The sequence below is a fragment of the Pseudomonas sp. genome (assembly GCF_035512415.1).
In the GTDB taxonomy this organism is placed as follows: Bacteria; Pseudomonadota; Gammaproteobacteria; order Pseudomonadales; family Pseudomonadaceae; genus Aquipseudomonas.
Window position 1 is genome coordinate 528,870 of the sequence record NZ_DATKDZ010000038.1, and the last position, 20,379, is coordinate 549,248.

The following is a 20,379-nucleotide window of genomic DNA, read 5'->3' on the forward strand; positions in this document are numbered from 1 at the left end:
CCATTCAGGCTTATTGTCTACTCAGCGACGCTGATCTTGAGACCGGCGGCGATGGCAAAAGGTGTCAGGGTCACCGCCAGGGCGGTGAGGCTGGCCAGCCATAACAGGTGGCCCAGCGCCGGCAGTCCTTGCAGGCTGGCTTGTAGCGCCCCGCTACCGAGAATCAGCACCGGGATATACAGCGGCAGAATCAGCAGCGCCAGCAACAAGCCGCCACGTTTGAGGCCCACCGTCAGCGCCGCACCCACAGCCCCCAGCAAGCTCAAAACCGGGGTACCGAGCAACAGTGAGAGCAGCAACACCGGCAGGCAACGCCCCGGCAGACCGAGCATCAGCGCCAGCAACGGTGCCAGCAGCACCAGGGCCAGCCCGGAGAACAGCCAGTGTGCCAGCACCTTGGCCAGAACCAGAAGGGCCAGGGGGTGCGGCGAAAGGACCCACTGCTCCAGCGAGCCGTCCTCGAAATCACTGCGAAACAGCCCGTCCAGCGAGAGCAGCACGGCCAAAAGCGCCGCTACCCACACCAGCCCCGGCGAAAGGCTTTGTAACAACTGCGTCTGCGGGCCAACCGCTAATGGAAACAGGGCGATGACAATGGCGAAGAACACCAGCGGGTTGGCCAACTCCGCGGGGCGACGAAACAACAGGCGCGCTTCACGGGCCAGCAGCAGGGTAAAAACATTGCTCATGACGTGCGTTGCCCTAAATCAAGCTCGCGGTAACCGGCCGGCTTGACCGTCAGTTCGTGGTGCGTGGTCAACACCACCAGGCCTCCCTGCTGGCAATGCTGCGCCAGATGCTGCTCCAGCTGCGCCACTGCGGCCTTGTCCAGCGCGGTAAAGGGCTCATCGAGCACCCACAAGGGCGGCCCGGGCAGATACAGACGTGCCAGCGCCACGCGGCGCTGCTGGCCGGCGGACAGGGTATGACAGGGCACATCCTCGAAGCCGCGCAAGCCCACTGCCGCCAATGCCTGCCAGATGGCCTCGCGCTCGGCGGGAAGGTGCAGGGCGCAGAGCCAGGTGAGGTTCTCCTCGGCGGTGAGCAGCCCCTTGATCCCGGCGGCGTGACCTATCCACAGCAGGTTACGCGCCAGTTCCGTGCGCTGTGCGGCCAGGGGCTGGCCATTGAGGCGTACTTCCCCCGCCGTCGGCTGCATCAAACCGGCCAGCAGACGCAGCAGGCTGGTCTTGCCGCTGCCATTGGGGCCGGCCACCTGAAGCATCTCGCCGGGAACCAGACGCAGCTCCAGGCGCTCGAAGAGCATGCGCCAATCCCGCTCACAGGCGAGCGCCACGGCTTCGAGAAGGGGACTGGTCAAGGCATCGGCACCTAAGATGGATGGCAAAAGCTGTTCAAGTCGGCAGAGTCTTGGCCGCTATACTGGGGCAAGTGCAATGCGCAGCCGCCGTCCCCAGAAGGGGCGCGATTATACATGCCAGGCCCCGCCTCCCGCAGTGGGCATTTTCGACAGGTTGTAACCCGTTCATGAGCGAAATCAGCAGCCCGCGCCCGGTTTCACCGACGCCGCCGAGCAGTCGCGCCAATAACGTACCTGCCGATCTGGCGCTAAAGCTGCTGCAGCCCATGCAGGGGCTGCTGGCCAGTGGCGAAACCGCCAAGGCTGAAGTCATCGCCCTGAAGGAGGTGGCCCAGAGTTTCCAGGTGCTGCTCAAGCTGACCCTGGAGAACGGCCGCCAGACCACACTCGAAGCCAGCAGCCCACGGCCCCTGGCTCAGGGCACCGCGCTGGCGGTCACCGCCCTCTCGGAAACCCGGCTGGCGGTCTTGCTGCAGACCGGCACCGGCAAAGCCCTGACCAGCCTGGACCTGCAACAACTGCCCATCGGCACCCTGCTGCAGGGCAAGGTGGAGGCCCGCGAACAACAGCTGCAGAGCAAAACCCAGCAGGTGATCTACAAGGTGGTCCTCAGCCTGCTCAACACGCCGCTGGCCGGCAGCAAGCTGGCCCTGGAAACCCCGTTGCCCCTGCCCCTCGGCAGCCTGCTCAGCGCCGAGGTACAGGGTCGCCAGGCGCTTAACTTCCTGCCCCTGAGCGGCCGCCTCGACCAACTGGTGCTCGGCCAGCAACTGGCTACCCAGCATAATCGCCAAGGCTCCCTGGAAGGCCTGCTTACCGCCCTGCAAGGCCTGACCAGCAAACAAGCCCTGCCAGAGGGCCTGCGCACCAGCATCGATAAGCTGTTCAGTGGCCTGCCCGATGCTGCCCAACTAAGCACGGCCAAGGGCCTGAGCCAGGCCCTTGGCGACAGCGGCCTGCTGCTCGAAAGCAAACTGCTGAGCGGCCAGGGTCACGCCCTACCTGCCGATCTGAAGGCCAACCTGCTGCGCCTGATCACCCAGCTACTGCCCAATACGCCCAGTGGTCAGCCCCTGGCCGCAGCCAATGCCGGCGCGGTGCTGGCCCAGGCCATGCCAGCCCTGGCGCGCAACCTGCTGGGCCTCGGCCAGATGAGCAGCCGCCAGCAGGCCCTGAACTTCCCCCTGCCCTCGCGCTTGCTGCAGGCCATGGACGGCGAAGCCGATCTGGAAACCCTGCTGAAACTGGCCGCAGCAGCGGTTTCCCGCCTGCAGACCCATCAACTGTCCAGCCTGGCGCAAAGCCAGGTCGGCCCGGACGGCAATCTGCTGACCACCTGGCAACTGGAGCTGCCGATGCGCAACCAGCAGGAACTGGTGCCCCTGCAGGTCAAGATCCAGCGCGACGAGAGCAACAAAGCGGACAAGCCCGAGAAGAAGGAAACCCTGTGGAAGGTCGAACTGGCCTTCGACCTCGAACCGCTCGGGCCCTTGCAAGTGCAGGCGCAGCTGGCTCAGGGCCGGCTGTCGAGCCAGCTGTGGGCCGAACGCAGCAGCACCGTCAGCCTGATCGACGGCGAACTGGACAACCTGCGCCAGCGCCTCAACGGCGTGGGTGTGCAGGTCGGCGAACTGGCCTGCAACCAGGGCACGCCACCGCGCGGCCCGCGCACGACCCTGGAACAGCGTTGGGTGGATGAAACCGCATGAAGAAGACCGCGCCACGCCAGGCTATCGCCCTGACCTACGACGGTCAGAACGCGCCAATCCTCAGCGCCAAAGGCGACGACGAACTGGCCGAAGCGATTCTGGCCATTGCCCGCGAGTATGAGGTGCCGATCTACGAGAATGCGGAACTGGTGCGCCTGCTGGCGCGCCTGGAACTGGGCGACGCGATTCCCGAGCAGCTGTACCGCTGCATCGCGGAGATCATCGCTTTCGCCTGGTATCTGAAGGGCAAGTGCCCGGCCGGCTTCGACCGCGACCAGGACATCACCCCGCCACTGCCCTTGCTTGACGGCCCACAGCGCTAACAGGCCGTTGAAAAACGTAGGCGAGGCAGGCAAGACAAGGCGCTACGTAGTAACAGCCGAAGGCTGGTCAAAGCGCCGAGGAAGCGGACTGGGCTCGCACGCGAGTTTACTGGCTGTAAATGAGCATTACTCGTTTCACTCGCCCTTCGGGTCGCGCTGAAGCACGTTAGCCGCAAGCGGCTTTCCGAGGCCGTTTTTAACGCAGTATTGCCAACGCAGGTAGTTTTTCAACGGCCTGCTAAGCACGCCAATGGTTTGCCGGGGGCAGACTCAGGAGCGCTGGGTGCGAGCCTGCTGCATCTTGCTGACCAGCTCGGCTTCGGCCTTGCTCAGGCCGCAGGACTGGGTGAGGTCATCGACGCTGGCTCCCATGCCGGCCAGACGCGCCGCCTGGGTAAAGGACAGGCTACTGGGGTCGCGCTGCTCGATCTGGCTCAGCTTGTCCGGCAGCGGTGCCACGACGCGGCGCAGCTCGTGCAACTCCTCGCCCATCCGCACGCTGCCGGCCAGGTAGGCATCCAGCCGTCGGTTCAGCTCCTTGAGCCGCTGCTCACGCTGTGCATCGCCCTCGGCCTGCAACTGCACGGCCTGGCGCAGCTGCCTGGTCAGCCAGACACAGGTGCCCACCAACCCCAGACAGACCAGAGCCAGTAGCGCCAGCAGGGCCTCGAGCATGGCTTAGATGCTCTCCAGCTCGGACCATTCTTCTTCGCTCATCATCTTGTCCAGCTCGACCAGAATCAGCAGCTCGCCATTTTTATTGCACACGCCCTGGATAAACTTGGCCGACTCGTCGTTGCCAACATTGGGCGCGGTTTCCACCTCGGACTGACGCAGGTAAACCACCTCGGCCACGCTGTCGACCAGAATGCCGACGACCTGCTTGTCGGCCTCGATGATCACGATGCGGGTATTGTCCGTCACCGTGGTGGAGTCCAGACCGAAGCGCTGGCGGGTGTCGATCACCGTCACCACATTGCCGCGCAGGTTGATGATGCCCAGCACATAGCTCGGCGCACCCGGCACAGGGGCGATTTCGGTATAGCGCAGCACTTCCTGTACCTGCATCACGTTGATGCCATAGGTTTCGTTGTCCAGCCGGAAAGTCACCCACTGCAGAATCGGGTCTTCAGAACCTTGTGCAGAATTCTTCTTCATGTGCCTAGCCTCGTCATGAACCGCTTACGGCGGCGATCGCGGGTGTTGGCCCCGCTGTCATTACTATAGTTGCAAGGCGGCGCTACTCACGCCGCCGGAAAATATTCAATGCAGCCTGCCGGCCGCCATGCGTTTGGCAGCACCGCTGGCAATCAGCTCGGCCAGCGAGGCGATATCCAGCAGCGCGCACATATGTTCGATCACCGTGCCCGCCAGCCAGGGCCGCTGGGTACGCTGAGTGCGCCACTTGACCTCGTTGGGGTCCAGGCGAATCGAACGGCTGACCTGATGCACCGCCAGCCCCCATTCATAGCCCTGTACCGAAATCACATACTGCAAGCCATCGCGAAAATCGTCGCGGTAGCGGTCGGGCATCACCCAGCGCGCGGTATCCAGCACCTTCAGATTACCCGTCTGGCACGGCAGTATGCCGAGAAACCAGTCAGGCTGGCCAAATAATGGCGTGAGTTCCTGCCCGGCCAGTGGATAGATCGAGCCCAGGCACACCAGAGGCACGGCCAGGGTCAGCCCGGCGACATCGAACAACAGGCACTCGAAGGGTTCCTGCGCCCACTCGGGACGACCGTCCGACAGCACTCCGAGGGCCTGCGGCGGTGCAAGCTCGGCGCGAGTTTCCGCCACCGGCGCTGCCACCACGACCTCGGCCACAGGCTGGGCCACGGGCATGCCGACAGTCGGCAAGACCAGGGCTTGGGGGGCTCGTTCGACCAGCATCGGGCTCGCCACTGCCTGCGGCGTTACCCGGGCATCGCGCACCTGCTCCTCGAGCACGGCGGCCTCGAACTCGTCCAGCGCGACGCTATCGGCCAGCTCGACCGCAGCCTCCTGCAGCAAGCCGTCCAGATAGGACTGCAAAGCCAGTTGCGAACGTGTAGCGGTAACCAGGGGACGACTCATGAATGCAACCCGCAAAAACGACCTGTACAGGCTATCGGCCGCGCCAGCGGCTGACTTGAGCGCTTATCTTCAGCATAGCGGCTCATCTCAGGCAACCTGCGCGGCAGTCTGCTGAGCCAGCAGGTGTTTGAGCAGAGCGCGATAGGCCAGCACGCCGCGGCTGCTGGGGTCGAAGCGCGAGGGCGTCAGGCCGGCCCGGCTGGCATCGCGCAAGCGCGTATCCACCGGGATATAGGCGGGCCACAGATGTTCGGGGTAGCTATTGCGCAACACCCGCAGGGTACTCATGGAGGCCTGGGTGCGCCGGTCGAACAGGGTCGGCACTATGGTGTAGGGCAAGGCCTGACGCCGCGAGCGATTGATCATCGCCAGGGTGCTGACCATGCGTTCCAGACCCTTGACCGCGAGAAACTCGGTCTGCACCGGGATCACCAGTTGCTGGCTGGCCGCCAGGGCATTGACCATCAACACCCCGAGCAAGGGCGGGCTGTCGATGACCGCGTGATCGAAATCCTGCCAGAGCTGCGCCAGACTCTTGGCGATCACCAAGCCCAGACCGCTCTGCCCTGGGGATTGTCGCTCCAGGGTGGCCAGCGCGGTACTCGATGGCAGCAAGGCAATGCGCTCATGACTGGTTGGCAGCAGCAGCGTCTGCGCCAAGCCCGGAGGCACGCTGCCCTGATGCTGAAACAGATCAAAACTGCTGTGCTCGAGGCTGTCGGGGTCATGCCCGAAATAACTGGTCATCGACCCATGGGGGTCGAGGTCGACCACCACCACGCGCTTGCCGGCATCGGCCAGCAAACCGGCCAGGGCGATCGAGGTGGTGGTTTTGCCCACGCCACCTTTTTGATTGGCTACTGCCCAGACTCTCATTCTCTTTATCCTCCCGGTGAGCTTGCGCCTGACCGAGAACGGGTGCCGCCCTTATGGGGCTGGCGACGGGGGATTGACGGCACCCGCTTGCGGGGCCTGCGCTGGTGACGCTGGTGCAGGTTGCGTGCCAGCCCGCCGCAGGGCTGCATCGGGTTTGGCGTTACTGCTGCCCACCCCACTGACACTGCGGCGCACATCAAGATTGCGGGAAATCACCAGGACCACCCGACGATTGCGCCCACGGCCCTCGGCGGTGGCGTTATCCGCGACCGGCTGGAACTCGCCGTAACCGACTGCCGCCAGACGCCCAGGGCTGACGCCATCCAGGGTCAGCATACGCACGATGGTCGCCGCCCGTGCGGTGGAGAGCTCCCAGTTGGTTGGGTACTGAGCCGTTTGAATCGGCAGATTGTCGGTGAACCCCTCGACATGAATGGGGTTCTCATAGGGTGCCAGAATTTTGGCTACTTTCTCGATGATGTCGAAGGCCGCGCCATTGGGGATCGCATCGCCACTGGTAAACAGCAGGCTGGAGCTGAGCTCGATTTCGATCCACAGCTCATTGCCGCTGACCCTCAGCTGCTCGCTCTGAATCAGTTCACTGAAGGAGTCGCGAATACTGCTGGCGATGCTGACCAGGGAATCGGGAGCGGACTGAGGGCTTTCGTTATCCACCACTTCACGTTCGGGCTCGATGGTACGCGGACGCAGATCACCAACCGGAATCGGCTTTACGGCGCGGTCGGGCTGGTTGAAAACCCCGGTCAGGCTGTCCGAAAGGATCTTGTACTTGCCCTCGTTGATCGAGGAGATCGAATACATGACCACAAAGAAAGCAAACAGCAGCGTGATGAAGTCCGCGTAGGACACCAGCCAGCGCTCGTGGTTTTCATGCTCTTCGTGACGCCGCCGACGGGCCATAGTCTGTCCCCATCAATCCATAAAGCCTTGCAGCTTCAACTCAATGGAACGTGGGTTCTCGCCTTCGGCGATCGACAGGACACCTTCCAGCAACATTTCCCGGTAGCGCGACTGGCGCTGGGCGATAGCCTTGAGCTTGTTGCCGATGGGCAGCAGCAACAGGTTGGCCAGGCCGACACCATAGATGGTGGCGACGAAGGCCACGGCAATACCGCTGCCGAGCATGCTCGGGTCAGCCAGGTTGCCCATGACATGGATCAGCCCCATCACCGCACCGATAATGCCAATGGTCGGCGCATAGCCGCCCATGCTCTCGAACACCTTGGCGGCCTGGATATCGCGACTTTCCTGGGTATACAGATCGACTTCGAGGATGCTGCGAATAGCTTCCGGCTCGGCACCGTCGACCAGCAACTGCAAGCCCTTGCGCGCATAGGGGTCGCTCTCCGCATCGGCCACCGCCTCAAGGCCCAGCAAGCCCTCCTTGCGCGCGGTCATGCTCCAGCCGACAACCCTATTGATGCCGCCGATCAAATCGATATGCGGCGGAAAGAAAATCCAGCGGCTGATGGCCAACGAACGCTTGAACACATTGACCGGTGCCTGCAGAAAAGCTGCGCCCAGGGTACCGCCAATCACGATCAGGGCTGCCGGACCGTTGAGCAATGACGCCGCATGGCCACCCTCCAGGTAGTTGCCGCCGAGAATGGCGACAAAGGCCAGGATGACCCCAATCAGGCTCAGTACATCCATTTATATACAGGTCTCCGCCAGGTGCCTGCCGATCTCGTCGAGCGGGTAGATCGCGTCGGCCAGGTCGGCTTTGACGATGGCCATGGGCATGCCGTAGATCACGCAGCTGGCTTCGTCCTGGGCCCATACCTGGCTGCCACTCTGCTTGAGCAGGCGCGCGCCTTCACGGCCATCGGCCCCCATGCCGGTCAGCACCACCGCCAGCACCTTGTCGTGATACGACTTGGACACCGAGCCAAAGGTGATATCGACACAGGGCTTGTAATTCAAGCGCTCGTCGCCGGGCAGGATTTTGATCACGCCCCTGCCGTCGACCATCATCTGCTTGCCGCCGGGAGCCAGCAGGGCCAGGCCTGGGCGCAGCACATCGCCGTCCTCGGCCTCCTTAACGCTGATCCGGCAGAGCTTGTCCAAACGCTCGGCAAAGGCCTTGGTAAAAGCCGCCGGCATATGCTGGATAAGTACGATGGGAGCCGGAAAATTGGCCGGCAACTGAGTCAGGACCCGCTGCAGGGCCACCGGCCCGCCGGTCGAGGTGCCAATGGCAACCAGCTTATAGGCCTTGCGTTTGGGCGCAGCCGAAGCTGCTGGCGCGCCAGCCGGGCGAGCCACGGAGCTGCTGGCGGTACCGGCTGCGGGACGCACTGCGGGGCGGGCTTGCGTAGCGGGAGCTGCGGCCGGGACGGCAGGCGGACTGAAACTGCGCCTGTTACTGCGGGCGATGGTATGGATCTTCTCGCACAGCAACTGCTTGACCCGCTCCGGGTTGCGCGAAATATCTTCGAAGTTCTTCGGCAGAAAATCGACGGCCCCGGCCTCCAGTGCATCCAGGGTCACCCGCGCGCCTTCGTGGGTCAGCGAGGAAAACATCAATACCGGGGTTGGACAGCGCTGCATGATATTACGCACGGCCGTGATGCCATCCATCATCGGCATCTCGTAATCCATGGTGATCACGTCCGGCTTGAGTGCCAGCGCTTGATCGATGGCCTCGCGGCCGTTAGTGGCTGTACCAATCACCTGGATATTAGGGTCGGCCGAAAGAATCTCCGAAACACGCCGGCGAAAGAAGCCGGAATCGTCAACCACCAACACCTTAACAGCCATAAACACTCCTAAACGGCACTACAAAGACAGGCGTGCCGCTAATATTCAGATGCGCCGAGCATAACGCTTCAGCATGCTCGGTACGTCGAGAATCAGGGCGATGCGCCCATCACCGGTGATGGTCGCGCCCGACATGCCTGGAGTGCCCTGGAGCATCTTGCCCAGCGGCTTGATCACCACCTCCTCCTGGCCCACCAGTTGATCGACGACAAAGCCGATGCGCTGACTGCCCACGGTGAGGATCACCACATGGCCCTCGCCCTGCTCGACGTGGGCGGCACTGCCGACCAGCCAGCGCTTGAGGTAGAACAGAGGCAGCGCCTTGTCCCGCACGATCACCACTTCCTGGCCGTCGACCACATTGGTGCGCGACAGGTCGAGGTGGAAGATTTCGTTGACGTTGACCAGCGGGAAGGCGAAGGCCTGGTTGCCCAGCATCACCATCAGGGTCGGCATGATCGCCAGGGTCAGCGGCACCTTGATAACGATCTTCGAGCCCTGGCCCTTGACCGAGAACACGTTGACCGTGCCGTTGAGCTGGGAAATCTTGGTTTTCACCACGTCCATGCCCACACCGCGGCCGGACACATCGGAAATCTCGGTTTTGGTCGAGAAGCCCGGGGCGAAAATCAGGTTGTAGCATTCAAATTCATTGAGGCGGTCGGCCGCGTCCTTGTCCAGCAGGCCTTTTTCCACGGCCTTGGCACGCAGCTGATCGGCATCCATACCTTTGCCGTCATCGGAAATCGACAGCAGGATATGGTCGCCCTCCTGCTCGGCGGACAGCACCACTTTGCCGCCCCGCAGCTTACCCGAGGCCTCACGCTCCTCCGGCATCTCGATACCGTGATCGACCGCGTTGCGCACCAGGTGGACCAGCGGATCGGCCAGCGCCTCGACCAGGTTCTTGTCGAGGTCGGTTTCTTCGCCAACCAGCTCCAGATTGATCTCTTTCTTGAGCTGGCGCGCCAGGTCGCGAACCAGACGCGGGAAGCGCCCGAAGACCTTCTTGATCGGCTGCATACGGGTTTTCATCACCGCGGTCTGCAGGTCCGCGGTCACCACGTCGAGGTTGGATACGGCCTTGGACATGGCCTCATCGGCGCTGTTGGAGCCCAGGCGCACCAGGCGGTTACGCACCAGCACCAGTTCGCCGACCATATTCATGATCTCGTCCAGGCGCGCGGTATCCACCCGTACGGTGGTTTCCGCCTCGCTGGGCGGCGCAACCTTCTCAGCAGCCGGGGCAGCCGCAGCCTTGACCGGTTCGGGTTTGGCCGCAGGTTTGGGTGCGGGTTTGGCCACCGGTTTGGCGGCTTCTACGGGTTTCACCGGGGCCGCCACTGGCGCAGCGCTGACGGCCTCTGGCTCGACAAACTTGCCTTTGCCATGCAACTGATCGAGCAGCGCCTCGAACTCGTCATCGGTTATTTCGTCACCGCTGGAAGCTGCCGCAGGGGCGGCGGGAGCTGCCTTGGCCACTGGTTCGGCTGGCGGCGCAAACTGGCCTTTGCCATGCAACTGATCAAGCAGGGACTCGAATTCGTCGTCGGTGATTTCGTCAGTGCTGGACGCCGCAGCAGCGGCAGGTGCCGCCACGCTGGGGGACTCGGTGGCCGCGAACTGGCCCTTGCCATGCAGCTGATCGAGCAGGGACTCAAATTCGTCGTCAGTGATTTCATCACCGCTGGCGGCCGCAGTTGCCTGGGCTGGGGCCTCATCCAGGGCACCGAGTAGCTGTTCGAACTCGCTATCGGTGATATCGGCACCACCCGTTACAGGCTCTGCCTGTGCCGCGGGCGCTTCAGCAACTGGCGCAGCGGCTCCCGCTGGCTCAGCCAGACGCGCCAGGGCAGCCAGCAACTCGGGGGTGGCGGGGGTCAGGTCGGTACGCTCACGCACCTCGGTAAACATGCTGTTGACGGCATCCAGTGCTTCCAGCACCACATCCATCAGCGCCGAGTCGACGCGTCGCTCACCCTTGCGCAGGATGTCGAAGACGTTTTCTGCGATATGGCAGCATTCCACCAGCTCATTGAGCTGGAGAAAACCGGCACCACCTTTGACGGTATGGAACCCGCGAAAAATAGCGTTGAGCAGATTCATGTCATCCGGCCGACTTTCCAGCTCTACAAGCTGCTCGGACAGTAGTTCAAGAATCTCGCCGGCCTCTACCAGGAAGTCCTGGAGGATTTCTTCATCGGCGCCGAAGCTCATAAGACGTGCTCCTAAAATCCCAGGCTGGAAAGCAGGTCGTCGACATCATCCTGATTGGATGCGACGTCTTCACGCTTATCGGCATGAATCTGCGGACCTTCACCGTGGGAAGGCTCTTTTTGCTGTTCTTGTTCGGCGCGGAGCAATTCGTGGTTGTGCTCGATGCCGGCAATCTGATCGACCTGGCTGGCCATCAGCACCAGTTTGAGCAGATTGCTCTCAACCTCGGTAACCAGCTGCGTCACCCGTTTGATCACCTGGCCGGTAAGGTCCTGATAGTCCTGGGCGAGCAGAATGTCGTTCAGATGACCGGACAGCTTGCTGCCATCGCGCTCACTGCGGGCAAGAAATAGCTCGACGCGCTTGGCCAGCTCACGAAAGCCATCGGCGCTCATCTCGCGGCGCATAAAACGCCCCCAGTCGGCACTCAGGCTCTGCGCTTCGGCGCTGAGGTCATTGACCAGCGGGGCACTCTGTTCGACCAGATCCATGGTGCGATTGGCCGCTTTCTCGGTCATCGTCACCACATAGTTGAGCCGTTCGGTGGCGTCGGTGATTTGCGAGACTTCGGTGGCATGGGGTACGCGCGGATCAAGCTGGAAATTGACAATCGCGTTATGCAGTTCGCGGGTCAGCTTGCCGACCTCGTGATACAGGCCGCGATCGCGCGCCTTGTTGAGTTCATGAATCAGCTGTACCGCTTCGCCAAAATTGCCTTGCTCCAGACTGTCAACCAGCTGGCGAGCGCTTTGCTTCAGAGTCGACTCGAGGTCGCTCTGAGGGGAATCTTTATGTTCCATAGTACCCTCGCGGCAAACATCAGCCGTTGACCCGCTCGAAGATCTTTTCAATCTTCTCTTTAAGCACCTGAGCGGTGAACGGTTTGACCACATAACCGTTCACCCCCGCCTGCGCAGCCTCGATGATCTGATCGCGCTTGGCTTCTGCCGTAACCATCAACACCGGCAGGGTTTTCAGGCGCTCATCGGCACGCACCGCACGCAACAGGTCGATCCCGGTCATGCCTGGCATATTCCAGTCAGTCACCAGGAAATCGAAACTGCCGCTTTGCAGCATGGGCAAGGCGGTGGTGCCGTCATCGGCTTCCGCGGTATTGGTGAACCCCAAATCACGCAGGAGGTTCTTGATGATCCGGCGCATCGTTGAAAAGTCATCAACGATGAGGATTTTCATATTTTTGTCCAAGTCGACCTCCGTACAGTCCTAACGTATCCAGCACCTGGCTACGCCTTTAATCGTGAAACCGGCCTGCTGATTTAACTACCTAGTTCGCGCGCCATTCGCCAAGCCGCGCCCGCAACCGGGCGGCGCACTGGCTGTGAAGCTGGCTAACGCGGGACTCGCTAACCCCCAGTACCTCGCCGATTTCCTTGAGATTCAATTCTTCGTCGTAATATAGCGCCAACACCAACCGCTCGCGCTCCGGCAGGCCGGCAATGGCATCGGCCAGCGCCGCCTGAAAGCGTTCGTCTTCCAGATCCCGGGAGGGTTCGAGGCTGTTGCCGGCAAGATCCTCGCGCAGTCCGCCGTGCTCGCCATCCTGCAACAGGTCGTCGAAGCTGAACAGGCGGCTGCCCAAAGTGTCGCCAAGAATGCCGTAGTAATCCTCGAGACTCAATTGGAGTTCGGCCGCAACCTCTTGATCTTTAGCGTCTCGACCGGTTCTGGCCTCAATTACTCGAATGGCGTCGCTGACCATGCGGCTGTTTCGATGCACCGAACGGGGGGCCCAGTCACCTTTGCGCACCTCGTCGAGCATCGAACCACGGATGCGGATGCCGGCGAATGTCTCGAAACTGGCACCTTTGCTGGAGTCGTATTTTTTTGACGCTTCGAGCAGACCGATCATTCCGGCCTGAATCAGATCGTCCACCTGGATATTGGCCGGCAAGCGCGCCAAAAGGTGGTAAGCAATGCGTTTGACCAGAGGCGCATAGCGCTCGATCAACTGGTGCTGAGAGTCCTGCGCCTGTGCTTTGCTATACATACGGAGTCCAGAGGCTGCTGTCATATGGCCGGGTCCGCGACCGGTTGCTGCACCAGGCGCTCGACGAAAAACTCCAGATGGCCGCGCGGGTTGGCCGGTAGCGGCCAGGCATCGACCTTCTGGGCTATCGCCTTGAACGCCAGCGCACATTTAGAACGCGGGAAGGCTTCATAAACCGCGCGCTGTTTCTGCACGGCCTTGCGCACCGACTCGTCGTAAGGCACGGCACCTACATACTGCAGAGCGACGTCGAGAAAACGATCAGTCACCTTAGTCAGCTTAGCAAACAGATTGCGACCTTCCTGCGGACTGTGGGCCATATTGGCCAACACGCGGAAGCGGTTCATGCCGTGGTCACGGTTGAGCAGCTTGATCAGGGCATAGGCATCGGTGATCGAGGTCGGCTCGTCGCACACCACCACCAGCACTTCCTGGGCGGCGCGGACAAAGCTGACCACGCCATCGCCGATCCCGGCCGCGGTGTCGATAATCAGCACGTCGAGGTTGTCGCTGATATCACTGAACGCCTGAATCAACCCGGCGTGCTGCATCGGCGACAGCTGCACCATGCTCTGGATGCCGGACGCCGCCGGCACGATACGAATGCCCCCCGGTCCCTGCAGCAGAACCTCGCGCAGTTCGCACTCGCCGCTGATGACATCTTCCAGGGTGCGTTTGGCACTCAGGCCCAGCAGTACGTCGACGTTGGCCAGGCCCAGGTCGGCGTCCATCAGCATCACCCGACGGCCGAGATCGGCCAGGGCCAAGGCCAGATTCACCGACACATTGGTCTTACCGACACCACCTTTGCCGCCGGTTACCGCAATCACCTGTACGGGATGCATACCCATGTTATCTACACACCTTGTCTAACTTCGACCGCAGCCATGTGGCTGGCTGTGCTCTATTGATTAATGCTCAACTCGCGCGGCGCGTTGGCTGCTGATAGAGGCCGGCAAACATCTCGGCCATCGTATCCTCGCTGGGGTCCTGGGTGGCCTGCAGCCCCACTGCGCGACTCACCAGCTGGTGACTGCGCGGCACATGCAGATCGTCCGGGATCCGCGGTCCATCGGTCAGATAGGCTACCGGTAGACGCTGGCTAATAGCCAGCCCTAAAACCTCGCCCAGGCTGGTGGCTTCGTCCGCCTTGGTCAGGATGCAACCGGACAAACCGCACTGCTTATAACTATGGTAGGCCGCTTTCAGCACTTGGCTCTGACTGGTTGCCGCCATCACCAGATAATTCTTCGAATTGACCCCGCGACTGGCCAGGGTCTCCAGCTGCATGCGCAGCGCCGGATCGTTGCCCGGCAGGCCGGCGGTGTCGATCAGCACCACACGCTTGCGCGCCAGTGGAGCCAGGGCCTGGGTCAGTGACTGACCCGGGTCGACCAGGGTCACCGGTACATCGAGGATACGCCCTAAGGTCTTGAGTTGCTCCTGGGCACCGATGCGATAGCTGTCCAGGCTGACCAGAGCGATATGCTGCGCGCCGTACTTGAGCACGTAGCGCGCCGCCAGTTTAGCCAGGGTGGTGGTCTTGCCCATACCGGCGGGGCCGACCAGAGCGATCACGCCGCCCTCGTCCATCGGTTCCTGCTTCGGCGTCTTGATCGCATGGGCCAGATGGGCCAGGAGCATACGCCAGGCCTGGCGCGGCTCGGCGATATTGGCGACGCGTTCGAGCAGGGCCTTGGCCAGCTCGGCGGACAGGCCCATGCGCTGCAGGCGCCGCCACAGGTTGGCCTGCTGCGGCCGACGGTTCTGCAGCTGACCCCAGGCGATGGAGCCAAGCTGCACTTCGATCAGCTCGCGCAGACCATGCAATTCGAAACGCATGGCATCCAGCGCACGTTGATCGCTCACCGCTGCCGGTGCAGCCTGAGGCTGCTGCAGGGCTGCCGCCAGACTGGCTGCGGGCATGCTCGGCGGCGCGCCAAGCAGTTGGCGGTCCTTGCCGGCATCGCCCTGGGCACGGCTGACCAGCTCGGCCTGGGCCGAGGCGATCTTCGCCTGGGTCTGACGCAGCTCGGCCTCCAGCGCAGGATTGGGCTGACGAGCCGGCGCGGCAGGAATCTGATAATCCAGTGCGGCAGTCAGCTCGACACCGCCGGCAACCCGGCGATTGCCGATGATCGAGGCATCGGCACCCAGCTCATCGCGCACCAGTTTCATGGCGGTACGCATATCGGCGGCGAAAAAGCGTTTGACCTGCATGGCCTGTAACCTCGGTTAGTTCTGTCCCACCGTCGCAACGATGGTGACTTGCTTGTTGTCCGGAATTTCCTGGTATGCCAGTACATGGATACTCGGAACCGCCAGCCGCGCGAAACGCGAGAGCATCACCCGGACCGGACCGGCCACCAGCAATATCACCGGTTTGCCGAGCATCTCCTGGCGCTGCGCCGCTTCCACCAGGGAACGCTGCAGCTTCTCGGCCATACCGGGCTCCAGAAGAATGCCATCCTCGGAGCCTTGTCCGGCCTTGTTCATACTATTGAGCAATATCTGTTCCAACCTGGGCTCCAGGGTGATCACAGGCAGCTCCAGGTCTAGTCCCACAATGCTTTGCACGATTGCCCGGGCCAACGCGACGCGCACCGCCGCCACCATCGCGGCGGGATCTTGACTCTTGACCGCAACATTGGCGATGGCCTCGGCGATGGTACGGATATCCCTTACCGGCACCTGCTCCTGCAGCAAGGCCTGCAACACCTTGAGCAGGGTCGACAGCGAAATAAGGCCCGGCACCAGCTCCTCGGCCAACTTGGGCGAGCTCTTGGCCAGCAGTTGCAGCAGCTGCTGCACTTCCTCGTGCCCGAGCAGCTCGTGGGCATGCTTATGCAGCACCTGGTTGAGGTGGGTAGCGACCACGGTACTGGCGTCGACCACGGTGTAGCCCAGCGACTGCGCCTGATCGCGCTGGCTCGGATCGATCCACACCGCCTCCAGGCCAAACGCCGGGTCTTTGGCGGCAATGCCGTTCAATGCACCGAAGACCTGCCCCGGGTTGATGGCCAGCTCGCGATCCGGATAGACCTCGGCCTCGGCCACGCTGACACCCATCAGGGTCAGGCGGTAGGCATTGGGTTGCAGATCGAGGTTGTCGCGGATATGCACCGAGGGCATCAGAAAGCCCATCTCCTGGGACAGCTTCTTGCGCACCCCCTTGATCCGCGCCAGCAGCTGGCCACCCTGGTTGCGATCGACCAGAGGAATCAGGCGGTAGCCCACTTCCAGGCCAACCATATCCACCGGCGTCACGTCATCCCAGCCCAGTTCCTTGACCTCCTGAGCGCGCTGCGCCGGCAACAGTTCCTGCTGACGCTGTACTTCCTTGACCTCGCTCTCCTGCACCACCCGCTGCTTGTTGGCGATCCAATAGGCCGCACCGGCTGCCACCAGACCCAAGCTGATAAAGGAGAAATGCGGCATACCCGGCACCAGGCCGATGGCGATCATGATCGCGGCCGCCACCGCCAGGGCGCGGGGCGAGGCAAACATCTGGCGATTGACCTGAGCGCCCATATCCTCGGAGCTGGAAACCCGGGTAACCATGATGGCCGCTGCGGTGGACAGCAGCAGCGAGGGAATCTGTGCCACCAGACCGTCACCGATGGTCAGCAGGGTGTAAACCTTGCCCGCATCGACAAAATTCAGGCTGTGCTGGAACACGCCGATGGCGATGCCGCCGATCAGATTGATAAACAGAATCAGCAGGCCGGCCACCGCATCGCCGCGCACGAACTTGCTGGCACCGTCCATGGAGCCGTAGAAGTCGGCCTCCTGGGACACATCGGAACGGCGCTGCTTGGCTTCAGCCTGGTCGATCAGGCCGGCGTTCAGGTCGGCGTCGATAGCCATCTGCTTGCCCGGCATGGCATCCAGGGTAAAGCGCGCGCTGACCTCGGAAATGCGCCCCGCACCCTTGGTCACTACCACGAAGTTGATGATCATCAGAATGGCGAACACCACGATACCCACCACGTAGTTGCCGCCGATCACCACCTCGCCGAAGGCCTTGATCACCTGCCCCGCGGCATCGCCGCCGGCATGCCCGTGCAGCAGCACCACCCGGGTCGAGGCAACGTTGAGCGCCAGGCGCAAGAGGGTGGCGGCCAACAGAATGGTGGGGAATACCGCGAAATCCAGGGGGCGCAGCGCATAGATACTGACCAGCAGCACCACGATCGACAGGGCGATGCTGAAGGTAAAGAGCACATCGAGGAGAAAAGGCGGAATCGGCAGCATGACCATGCCGAGCATGACCAGCAGCAACAGTGGAATACCCAGATTGCCCTGCTTCAACCCGGACAGGTTGCTGCGTACATCACTGATCATTTGCGAACGATCTATTGCCACTTCCCTACCCCAGCCAATTCAATCTTTTGACGCTTAGGGCGCCACTATGTCGATGATTGCAAGAAGCTTTCCACTTTCGCCAACGCCGCTCGCAATAGCTCGCCAGGTGGCGTTCCACCAGGGAGTAATGCTCGCGCGTGATGAAAACAGCGAACCTCGCCAGCAAATGCCAGTCCCAGCACAGGCAGGGCGCGGCATGCCTGCCGCGCTTTTCTAGAGAGTCACCAAGGAGTCAATGATGAAAGGATGGATGATTGCCGCACTGGCCGGCTGCTGCGCCGCAAACCTTCAGGCTGCCGACCTGTCGGTTTCACTCAATGCCGTGGATGCCAAAGGCCAGGGTGCCTCCGTCGGCGCGGTGCTTATCAGCGAGAGCCCGTATGGCGTGGTGTTCACCCCGCAGCTGCACGGTCTCGAACCCGGCTTGCATGGCTTCCATGTACACAGCAAGCCCAGCTGCGATCCGGCCCCCAAGGATGGTAAGCCCTCGGCAGCCGAAGCCGCTGGCGGCCACTGGGACCCGCAGAGTACGGGTAAGCACGACCGGCCCTGGGGTGATGGTCACCTGGGGGACCTGCCCGCCCTGCTGGTCACCGCGGATGGCAAGGCCAGCCAGCCGGTACTGGCACCCCGTATCAAGAACCTGAGGGAGCTGGAAGGTCTGTCGCTGATGGTGCATGCCGGTGGCGACAACCATGCCGACCATCCAAAACCCCTGGGCGGTGGCGGAGCACGCGTGGCGTGCGGCGTGATCGACTAGACGCAAACCTGCTGCAGGCTATGCATCACTCGTTGCGGCGCAAATCCGGCGGGATCGGCAAGTCCGGCAGCGGAGCCGGGCGCTTGCCCTTGCCGGCCTTGTGCTGGCGAAGCTGGTAAACGTAGGCCAGCACCTGGGCGACGGCCAGGTACAGCCCGGCGGGAATTTCCTGGTCCAGTTCGGTGGAATAGAACACCGCCCGCGCCAGGGCTGGCGATTCCAGCACCATGACTTTGTGCTCGTTGGCGATTTCGCGAATCTTCAACGCGGTGAAGTCGCCCCCCTTGGCCAGCAGCACCGGCGCGCTGCCCTTGCTCGGGTCGTACTTGAGCGCCACGGCAAAGTGGGTCGGGTTGGTGATCACCACGTCGGCCTCAGGTACGGCCTGCATCATGCGTCGCTCGGAGATTTCCCGCTGCATCTGACGGATGCGCTGCTTGACCTCGGGCTTGCCTTCGCTGTCCTTGTACTCGTCGCGCACTTCCTGCTTGGTCATCATCAGCTTTTTCTTGTTGCTCCACAGCTGGAACGGCACATCCACTGCAGCAATCAGAATCAGCCCACAGGACATCCACAGCGCGCACCAGCCCACCACATTGATCGAATGGATAATGGCCGACTCGATGGGCTCATGGACGATGGCCAGTAGGTCATCCTGAAAGGCCGCCAGCACGGCCACCCCCACCAGCAGAATCAGCACAAACTTGGCCAGCGCCTTGAACAATTCGACCAGGGCGTTGACGGAAAACATCCGTTTGAGCCCGGCCCACGGGTTCATCCGGCTGGCCTTGGGGGCCATGGCCTCGGCCGAGAACAGCCAGCCGCCCAGGGAGATGGGCCCCAGGATGGACACCACCAGCAGCAACAGAAACAGCGGGAACATGGCCTCCATGGCTATTTCCCCCGAGGCGGCCAGCCACAGCCCCATGTTGTTCTCATCCATGATCACCTCCCGCGGCAGCGAGAAGTTACCCCGCATGATGTCCAGCATGGCGTTACCCATGCTGCCACCAAAAACCAGCAACCCGCCGAAACCGCCCATGGTCACGGCCAGGGTATTGAGTTCCTTGGAGCGGGCGATCTGACCCTTTTTGCGCGACTCACTGAGTCGCTTGCCCGTGGGTTCCTCGCTTTTTTCGGCACCGCTTTCGGATTCAGCCATGGCTTATGCCCCCGCCATCGCACGTAGAAAGCCCAGAGCCTCGGTGGCAAACACCTGGTACTGGGCGAGGATATCGGCCATGCCGATCCAGACGATGACCATCCCCAGCACCAGGGTCAGGGGAAAACCGATGGAGAAGATATTCAGCTGCGGCGCGGCCCGGGTCATCACCCCGAAAGCCAGGTTGACCACCAGCAGCGCGGTGATCGCCGGCAACACCAGCAACAGCGCCGCCCCGATCACCCAACCCAACCTGTTAGCCACCTGCCAGTAGTTGTCGACCAGAAAGCCACCGCCCACCGGCAAGGTCACAAAACTCTCCGCCAGCACCTCGAACACCACCAGATGGGCATTCATGGCGAGAAACAGCAGGGTCACCAGAATCATGAATAGCTGACCGATTACCGGCACTGAAACGCCGTTGGCCGGATCGACCATGGAGGCGAAGCCCAGGCCCATCTGCATGGCAACGATCTGCCCGCCAATCACGAAGACCTGGAAGAACAGCTGCAGGGTGAAGCCCAGCATCGCGCCGATGAGAATTTCCTGGGCGATCCAGAGCAAGGCCTGCAGGCTGATGGCATCCACTGTCGGCATCTCCGGCAGGGCCGGCACCAACACCACGCAGATGGCCAGGGAGAAATACAGCCGTACCCGTGCCGAGACCAGCTGCGTACCGATGATCGGCATCAACATCAACATGGAGGCGATACGAAACAGTGGCAGCAGAAAGCTGCCCACCCAGCTGCCGATCTGCCCATCGCTCAGCTCAAGCATGGGC

At 62.3% G+C, this 20,379-nt stretch carries 21 protein-coding genes; 3 read left to right on the top strand and 18 right to left on the bottom strand.

Features of this window, described 5'->3' with window-relative positions:
• Nucleotides 1–17: 17 nt before the first annotated feature.
• Complete coding sequence (ccmB, locus tag VMP31_RS19660; protein ID WP_325509379.1) at nucleotides 18–689, bottom strand: heme exporter protein CcmB; 672 nt, start codon at nucleotides 687–689, stop codon at nucleotides 18–20.
• Nucleotides 686–1,321, bottom strand: coding sequence for a cytochrome c biogenesis heme-transporting ATPase CcmA (gene ccmA / locus VMP31_RS19665; RefSeq protein WP_325509380.1), 636 nt, complete (start codon nucleotides 1,319–1,321; stop codon nucleotides 686–688). The genes ccmB and ccmA overlap by 4 nt, the downstream gene beginning before the upstream one ends.
• Nucleotides 1,322–1,488: 167 nt before the next feature.
• Between ccmA and VMP31_RS19670 the strand changes: the two genes are divergently transcribed.
• Both VMP31_RS19670 and VMP31_RS19675 read left to right on the top strand, forming a co-directional pair.
• Nucleotides 1,489–3,030 carry a flagellar hook-length control protein FliK gene (locus VMP31_RS19670; protein WP_325509381.1) on the top strand — a complete coding sequence of 514 codons (1,542 nt, stop codon included), beginning with the start codon at nucleotides 1,489–1,491 and terminating at the stop codon, nucleotides 3,028–3,030.
• A complete protein-coding gene (locus VMP31_RS19675) occupies nucleotides 3,027–3,353 on the top strand; it encodes an EscU/YscU/HrcU family type III secretion system export apparatus switch protein (protein ID WP_325509382.1) in 327 nt (108 codons plus the stop codon). The genes VMP31_RS19670 and VMP31_RS19675 overlap by 4 nt, the downstream gene beginning before the upstream one ends.
• A gap of 270 nt (nucleotides 3,354–3,623) precedes the next feature.
• On the opposite strand, the gene VMP31_RS19680 is transcribed toward VMP31_RS19675, so the two are convergent.
• The 14 genes from VMP31_RS19680 to flhA form a co-directional block, all read right to left on the bottom strand.
• The gene (locus VMP31_RS19680) at nucleotides 3,624–4,028 is read right to left on the bottom strand and encodes a DUF2802 domain-containing protein (RefSeq protein ID WP_325509383.1); all 405 of its coding nucleotides are present in this window, start codon (nucleotides 4,026–4,028) and stop codon (nucleotides 3,624–3,626) included.
• A gap of 3 nt (nucleotides 4,029–4,031) precedes the next feature.
• Nucleotides 4,032–4,511 carry a chemotaxis protein CheW gene (locus VMP31_RS19685; RefSeq protein WP_325509384.1) on the bottom strand — a complete coding sequence of 160 codons (480 nt, stop codon included), beginning with the start codon at nucleotides 4,509–4,511 and terminating at the stop codon, nucleotides 4,032–4,034.
• Between the two features lie 105 nt (nucleotides 4,512–4,616).
• Nucleotides 4,617–5,429 carry a CheW domain-containing protein gene (locus VMP31_RS19690; RefSeq protein WP_325509385.1) on the bottom strand — a complete coding sequence of 271 codons (813 nt, stop codon included), beginning with the start codon at nucleotides 5,427–5,429 and terminating at the stop codon, nucleotides 4,617–4,619.
• 87 nt (nucleotides 5,430–5,516) lie between these two features.
• Nucleotides 5,517–6,305, bottom strand: a complete 789-nt coding sequence (locus tag VMP31_RS19695) for a ParA family protein (RefSeq protein WP_325509386.1) — start codon at nucleotides 6,303–6,305, stop codon at nucleotides 5,517–5,519.
• A gap of 51 nt (nucleotides 6,306–6,356) precedes the next feature.
• Entirely contained in the window at nucleotides 6,357–7,226 is an 870-nt protein-coding gene (gene motD / locus VMP31_RS19700; protein ID WP_325509387.1) for a flagellar motor protein MotD, read from the bottom strand.
• Nucleotides 7,227–7,238: 12 nt separating this feature from the next.
• Nucleotides 7,239–7,979: a flagellar motor protein gene (locus VMP31_RS19705; protein WP_325509388.1), complete on the bottom strand. Its 741-nt coding sequence runs from the start codon at nucleotides 7,977–7,979 to the stop codon at nucleotides 7,239–7,241.
• Nucleotides 7,980–9,086: a chemotaxis response regulator protein-glutamate methylesterase gene (locus VMP31_RS19710; RefSeq protein WP_325509389.1), complete on the bottom strand. Its 1,107-nt coding sequence runs from the start codon at nucleotides 9,084–9,086 to the stop codon at nucleotides 7,980–7,982.
• A gap of 45 nt (nucleotides 9,087–9,131) precedes the next feature.
• Nucleotides 9,132–11,303, bottom strand: a complete 2,172-nt coding sequence (locus VMP31_RS19715) for a chemotaxis protein CheA (RefSeq protein ID WP_325509390.1) — start codon at nucleotides 11,301–11,303, stop codon at nucleotides 9,132–9,134.
• 11 nt (nucleotides 11,304–11,314) lie between these two features.
• Entirely contained in the window at nucleotides 11,315–12,103 is a 789-nt protein-coding gene (locus VMP31_RS19720) for a protein phosphatase CheZ (protein WP_325509391.1), read from the bottom strand.
• Nucleotides 12,104–12,122: 19 nt separating this feature from the next.
• The gene (locus tag VMP31_RS19725; protein WP_178113450.1) at nucleotides 12,123–12,497 is read right to left on the bottom strand and encodes a chemotaxis response regulator CheY; all 375 of its coding nucleotides are present in this window, start codon (nucleotides 12,495–12,497) and stop codon (nucleotides 12,123–12,125) included.
• A gap of 91 nt (nucleotides 12,498–12,588) precedes the next feature.
• Entirely contained in the window at nucleotides 12,589–13,335 is a 747-nt protein-coding gene (gene fliA, locus VMP31_RS19730) for an RNA polymerase sigma factor FliA (RefSeq protein WP_325509392.1), read from the bottom strand.
• Entirely contained in the window at nucleotides 13,332–14,162 is an 831-nt protein-coding gene (gene fleN, locus VMP31_RS19735) for a flagellar synthesis regulator FleN (RefSeq protein WP_325509393.1), read from the bottom strand. The genes fliA and fleN overlap by 4 nt, the downstream gene beginning before the upstream one ends.
• Before the next feature lie 67 nt (nucleotides 14,163–14,229).
• On the bottom strand, nucleotides 14,230–15,531 hold the full coding sequence (gene flhF, locus VMP31_RS19740; RefSeq protein WP_325509394.1) for a flagellar biosynthesis protein FlhF: 1,302 nt from the start codon (nucleotides 15,529–15,531) through the stop codon (nucleotides 14,230–14,232).
• Nucleotides 15,532–15,546: 15 nt separating this feature from the next.
• Nucleotides 15,547–17,670, bottom strand: coding sequence for a flagellar biosynthesis protein FlhA (gene flhA / locus VMP31_RS19745; protein WP_325509478.1), 2,124 nt, complete (start codon nucleotides 17,668–17,670; stop codon nucleotides 15,547–15,549).
• A 244-nt stretch (nucleotides 17,671–17,914) separates the two neighbouring features.
• Here flhA and sodC point away from each other — a divergent pair, with 244 nt between their 5' ends.
• Nucleotides 17,915–18,436: a superoxide dismutase [Cu-Zn] SodC gene (gene sodC / locus VMP31_RS19750; protein ID WP_325509395.1), complete on the top strand. Its 522-nt coding sequence runs from the start codon at nucleotides 17,915–17,917 to the stop codon at nucleotides 18,434–18,436.
• Nucleotides 18,437–18,461: 25 nt separating this feature from the next.
• Here the strand turns inward: sodC and flhB are convergent, their stop codons facing one another.
• Nucleotides 18,462–19,598, bottom strand: a complete 1,137-nt coding sequence (flhB, locus tag VMP31_RS19755) for a flagellar biosynthesis protein FlhB (protein ID WP_325509396.1) — start codon at nucleotides 19,596–19,598, stop codon at nucleotides 18,462–18,464.
• Nucleotides 19,599–19,601: 3 nt separating this feature from the next.
• Complete coding sequence (gene fliR / locus VMP31_RS19760; protein WP_325509397.1) at nucleotides 19,602–20,375, bottom strand: flagellar biosynthetic protein FliR; 774 nt, start codon at nucleotides 20,373–20,375, stop codon at nucleotides 19,602–19,604.
• Nucleotides 20,376–20,379: the final 4 nt, after the last annotated feature.

Excerpts from the sequence above, each read along its gene's own strand:
- sodC (WP_325509395.1), top strand. The coding sequence starts at position 17,915 with ATGAAAGGATGGATGATTGCCGCACTGGCCGGCTGCTGCGCCGCAAAC.
- VMP31_RS19715 (WP_325509390.1), bottom strand. The coding sequence starts at position 11,303 with ATGAGCTTCGGCGCCGATGAAGAAATCCTCCAGGACTTCCTGGTAGAG.
- motD (WP_325509387.1), bottom strand. The coding sequence starts at position 7,226 with ATGGCCCGTCGGCGGCGTCACGAAGAGCATGAAAACCACGAGCGCTGG.
- VMP31_RS19680 (WP_325509383.1), bottom strand. The coding sequence starts at position 4,028 with ATGCTCGAGGCCCTGCTGGCGCTACTGGCTCTGGTCTGTCTGGGGTTG.
- fliR (WP_325509397.1), bottom strand. The coding sequence starts at position 20,375 with ATGCTTGAGCTGAGCGATGGGCAGATCGGCAGCTGGGTGGGCAGCTTT.
- VMP31_RS19670 (WP_325509381.1), top strand. The coding sequence starts at position 1,489 with ATGAGCGAAATCAGCAGCCCGCGCCCGGTTTCACCGACGCCGCCGAGC.
- VMP31_RS19710 (WP_325509389.1), bottom strand. The coding sequence starts at position 9,086 with ATGGCTGTTAAGGTGTTGGTGGTTGACGATTCCGGCTTCTTTCGCCGG.
- fliA (WP_325509392.1), bottom strand. The coding sequence starts at position 13,335 with ATGACAGCAGCCTCTGGACTCCGTATGTATAGCAAAGCACAGGCGCAG.
- VMP31_RS19725 (WP_178113450.1), bottom strand. The coding sequence starts at position 12,497 with ATGAAAATCCTCATCGTTGATGACTTTTCAACGATGCGCCGGATCATC.
- VMP31_RS19675 (WP_325509382.1), top strand. The coding sequence starts at position 3,027 with ATGAAGAAGACCGCGCCACGCCAGGCTATCGCCCTGACCTACGACGGT.
- VMP31_RS19705 (WP_325509388.1), bottom strand. The coding sequence starts at position 7,979 with ATGGATGTACTGAGCCTGATTGGGGTCATCCTGGCCTTTGTCGCCATT.
- flhB (WP_325509396.1), bottom strand. The coding sequence starts at position 19,598 with ATGGCTGAATCCGAAAGCGGTGCCGAAAAAAGCGAGGAACCCACGGGC.
- VMP31_RS19720 (WP_325509391.1), bottom strand. The coding sequence starts at position 12,103 with ATGGAACATAAAGATTCCCCTCAGAGCGACCTCGAGTCGACTCTGAAG.
- ccmB (WP_325509379.1), bottom strand. The coding sequence starts at position 689 with ATGAGCAATGTTTTTACCCTGCTGCTGGCCCGTGAAGCGCGCCTGTTG.
- VMP31_RS19695 (WP_325509386.1), bottom strand. The coding sequence starts at position 6,305 with ATGAGAGTCTGGGCAGTAGCCAATCAAAAAGGTGGCGTGGGCAAAACC.
- VMP31_RS19685 (WP_325509384.1), bottom strand. The coding sequence starts at position 4,511 with ATGAAGAAGAATTCTGCACAAGGTTCTGAAGACCCGATTCTGCAGTGG.
- VMP31_RS19690 (WP_325509385.1), bottom strand. The coding sequence starts at position 5,429 with ATGAGTCGTCCCCTGGTTACCGCTACACGTTCGCAACTGGCTTTGCAG.
- flhF (WP_325509394.1), bottom strand. The coding sequence starts at position 15,531 with ATGCAGGTCAAACGCTTTTTCGCCGCCGATATGCGTACCGCCATGAAA.
- fleN (WP_325509393.1), bottom strand. The coding sequence starts at position 14,162 with ATGGGTATGCATCCCGTACAGGTGATTGCGGTAACCGGCGGCAAAGGT.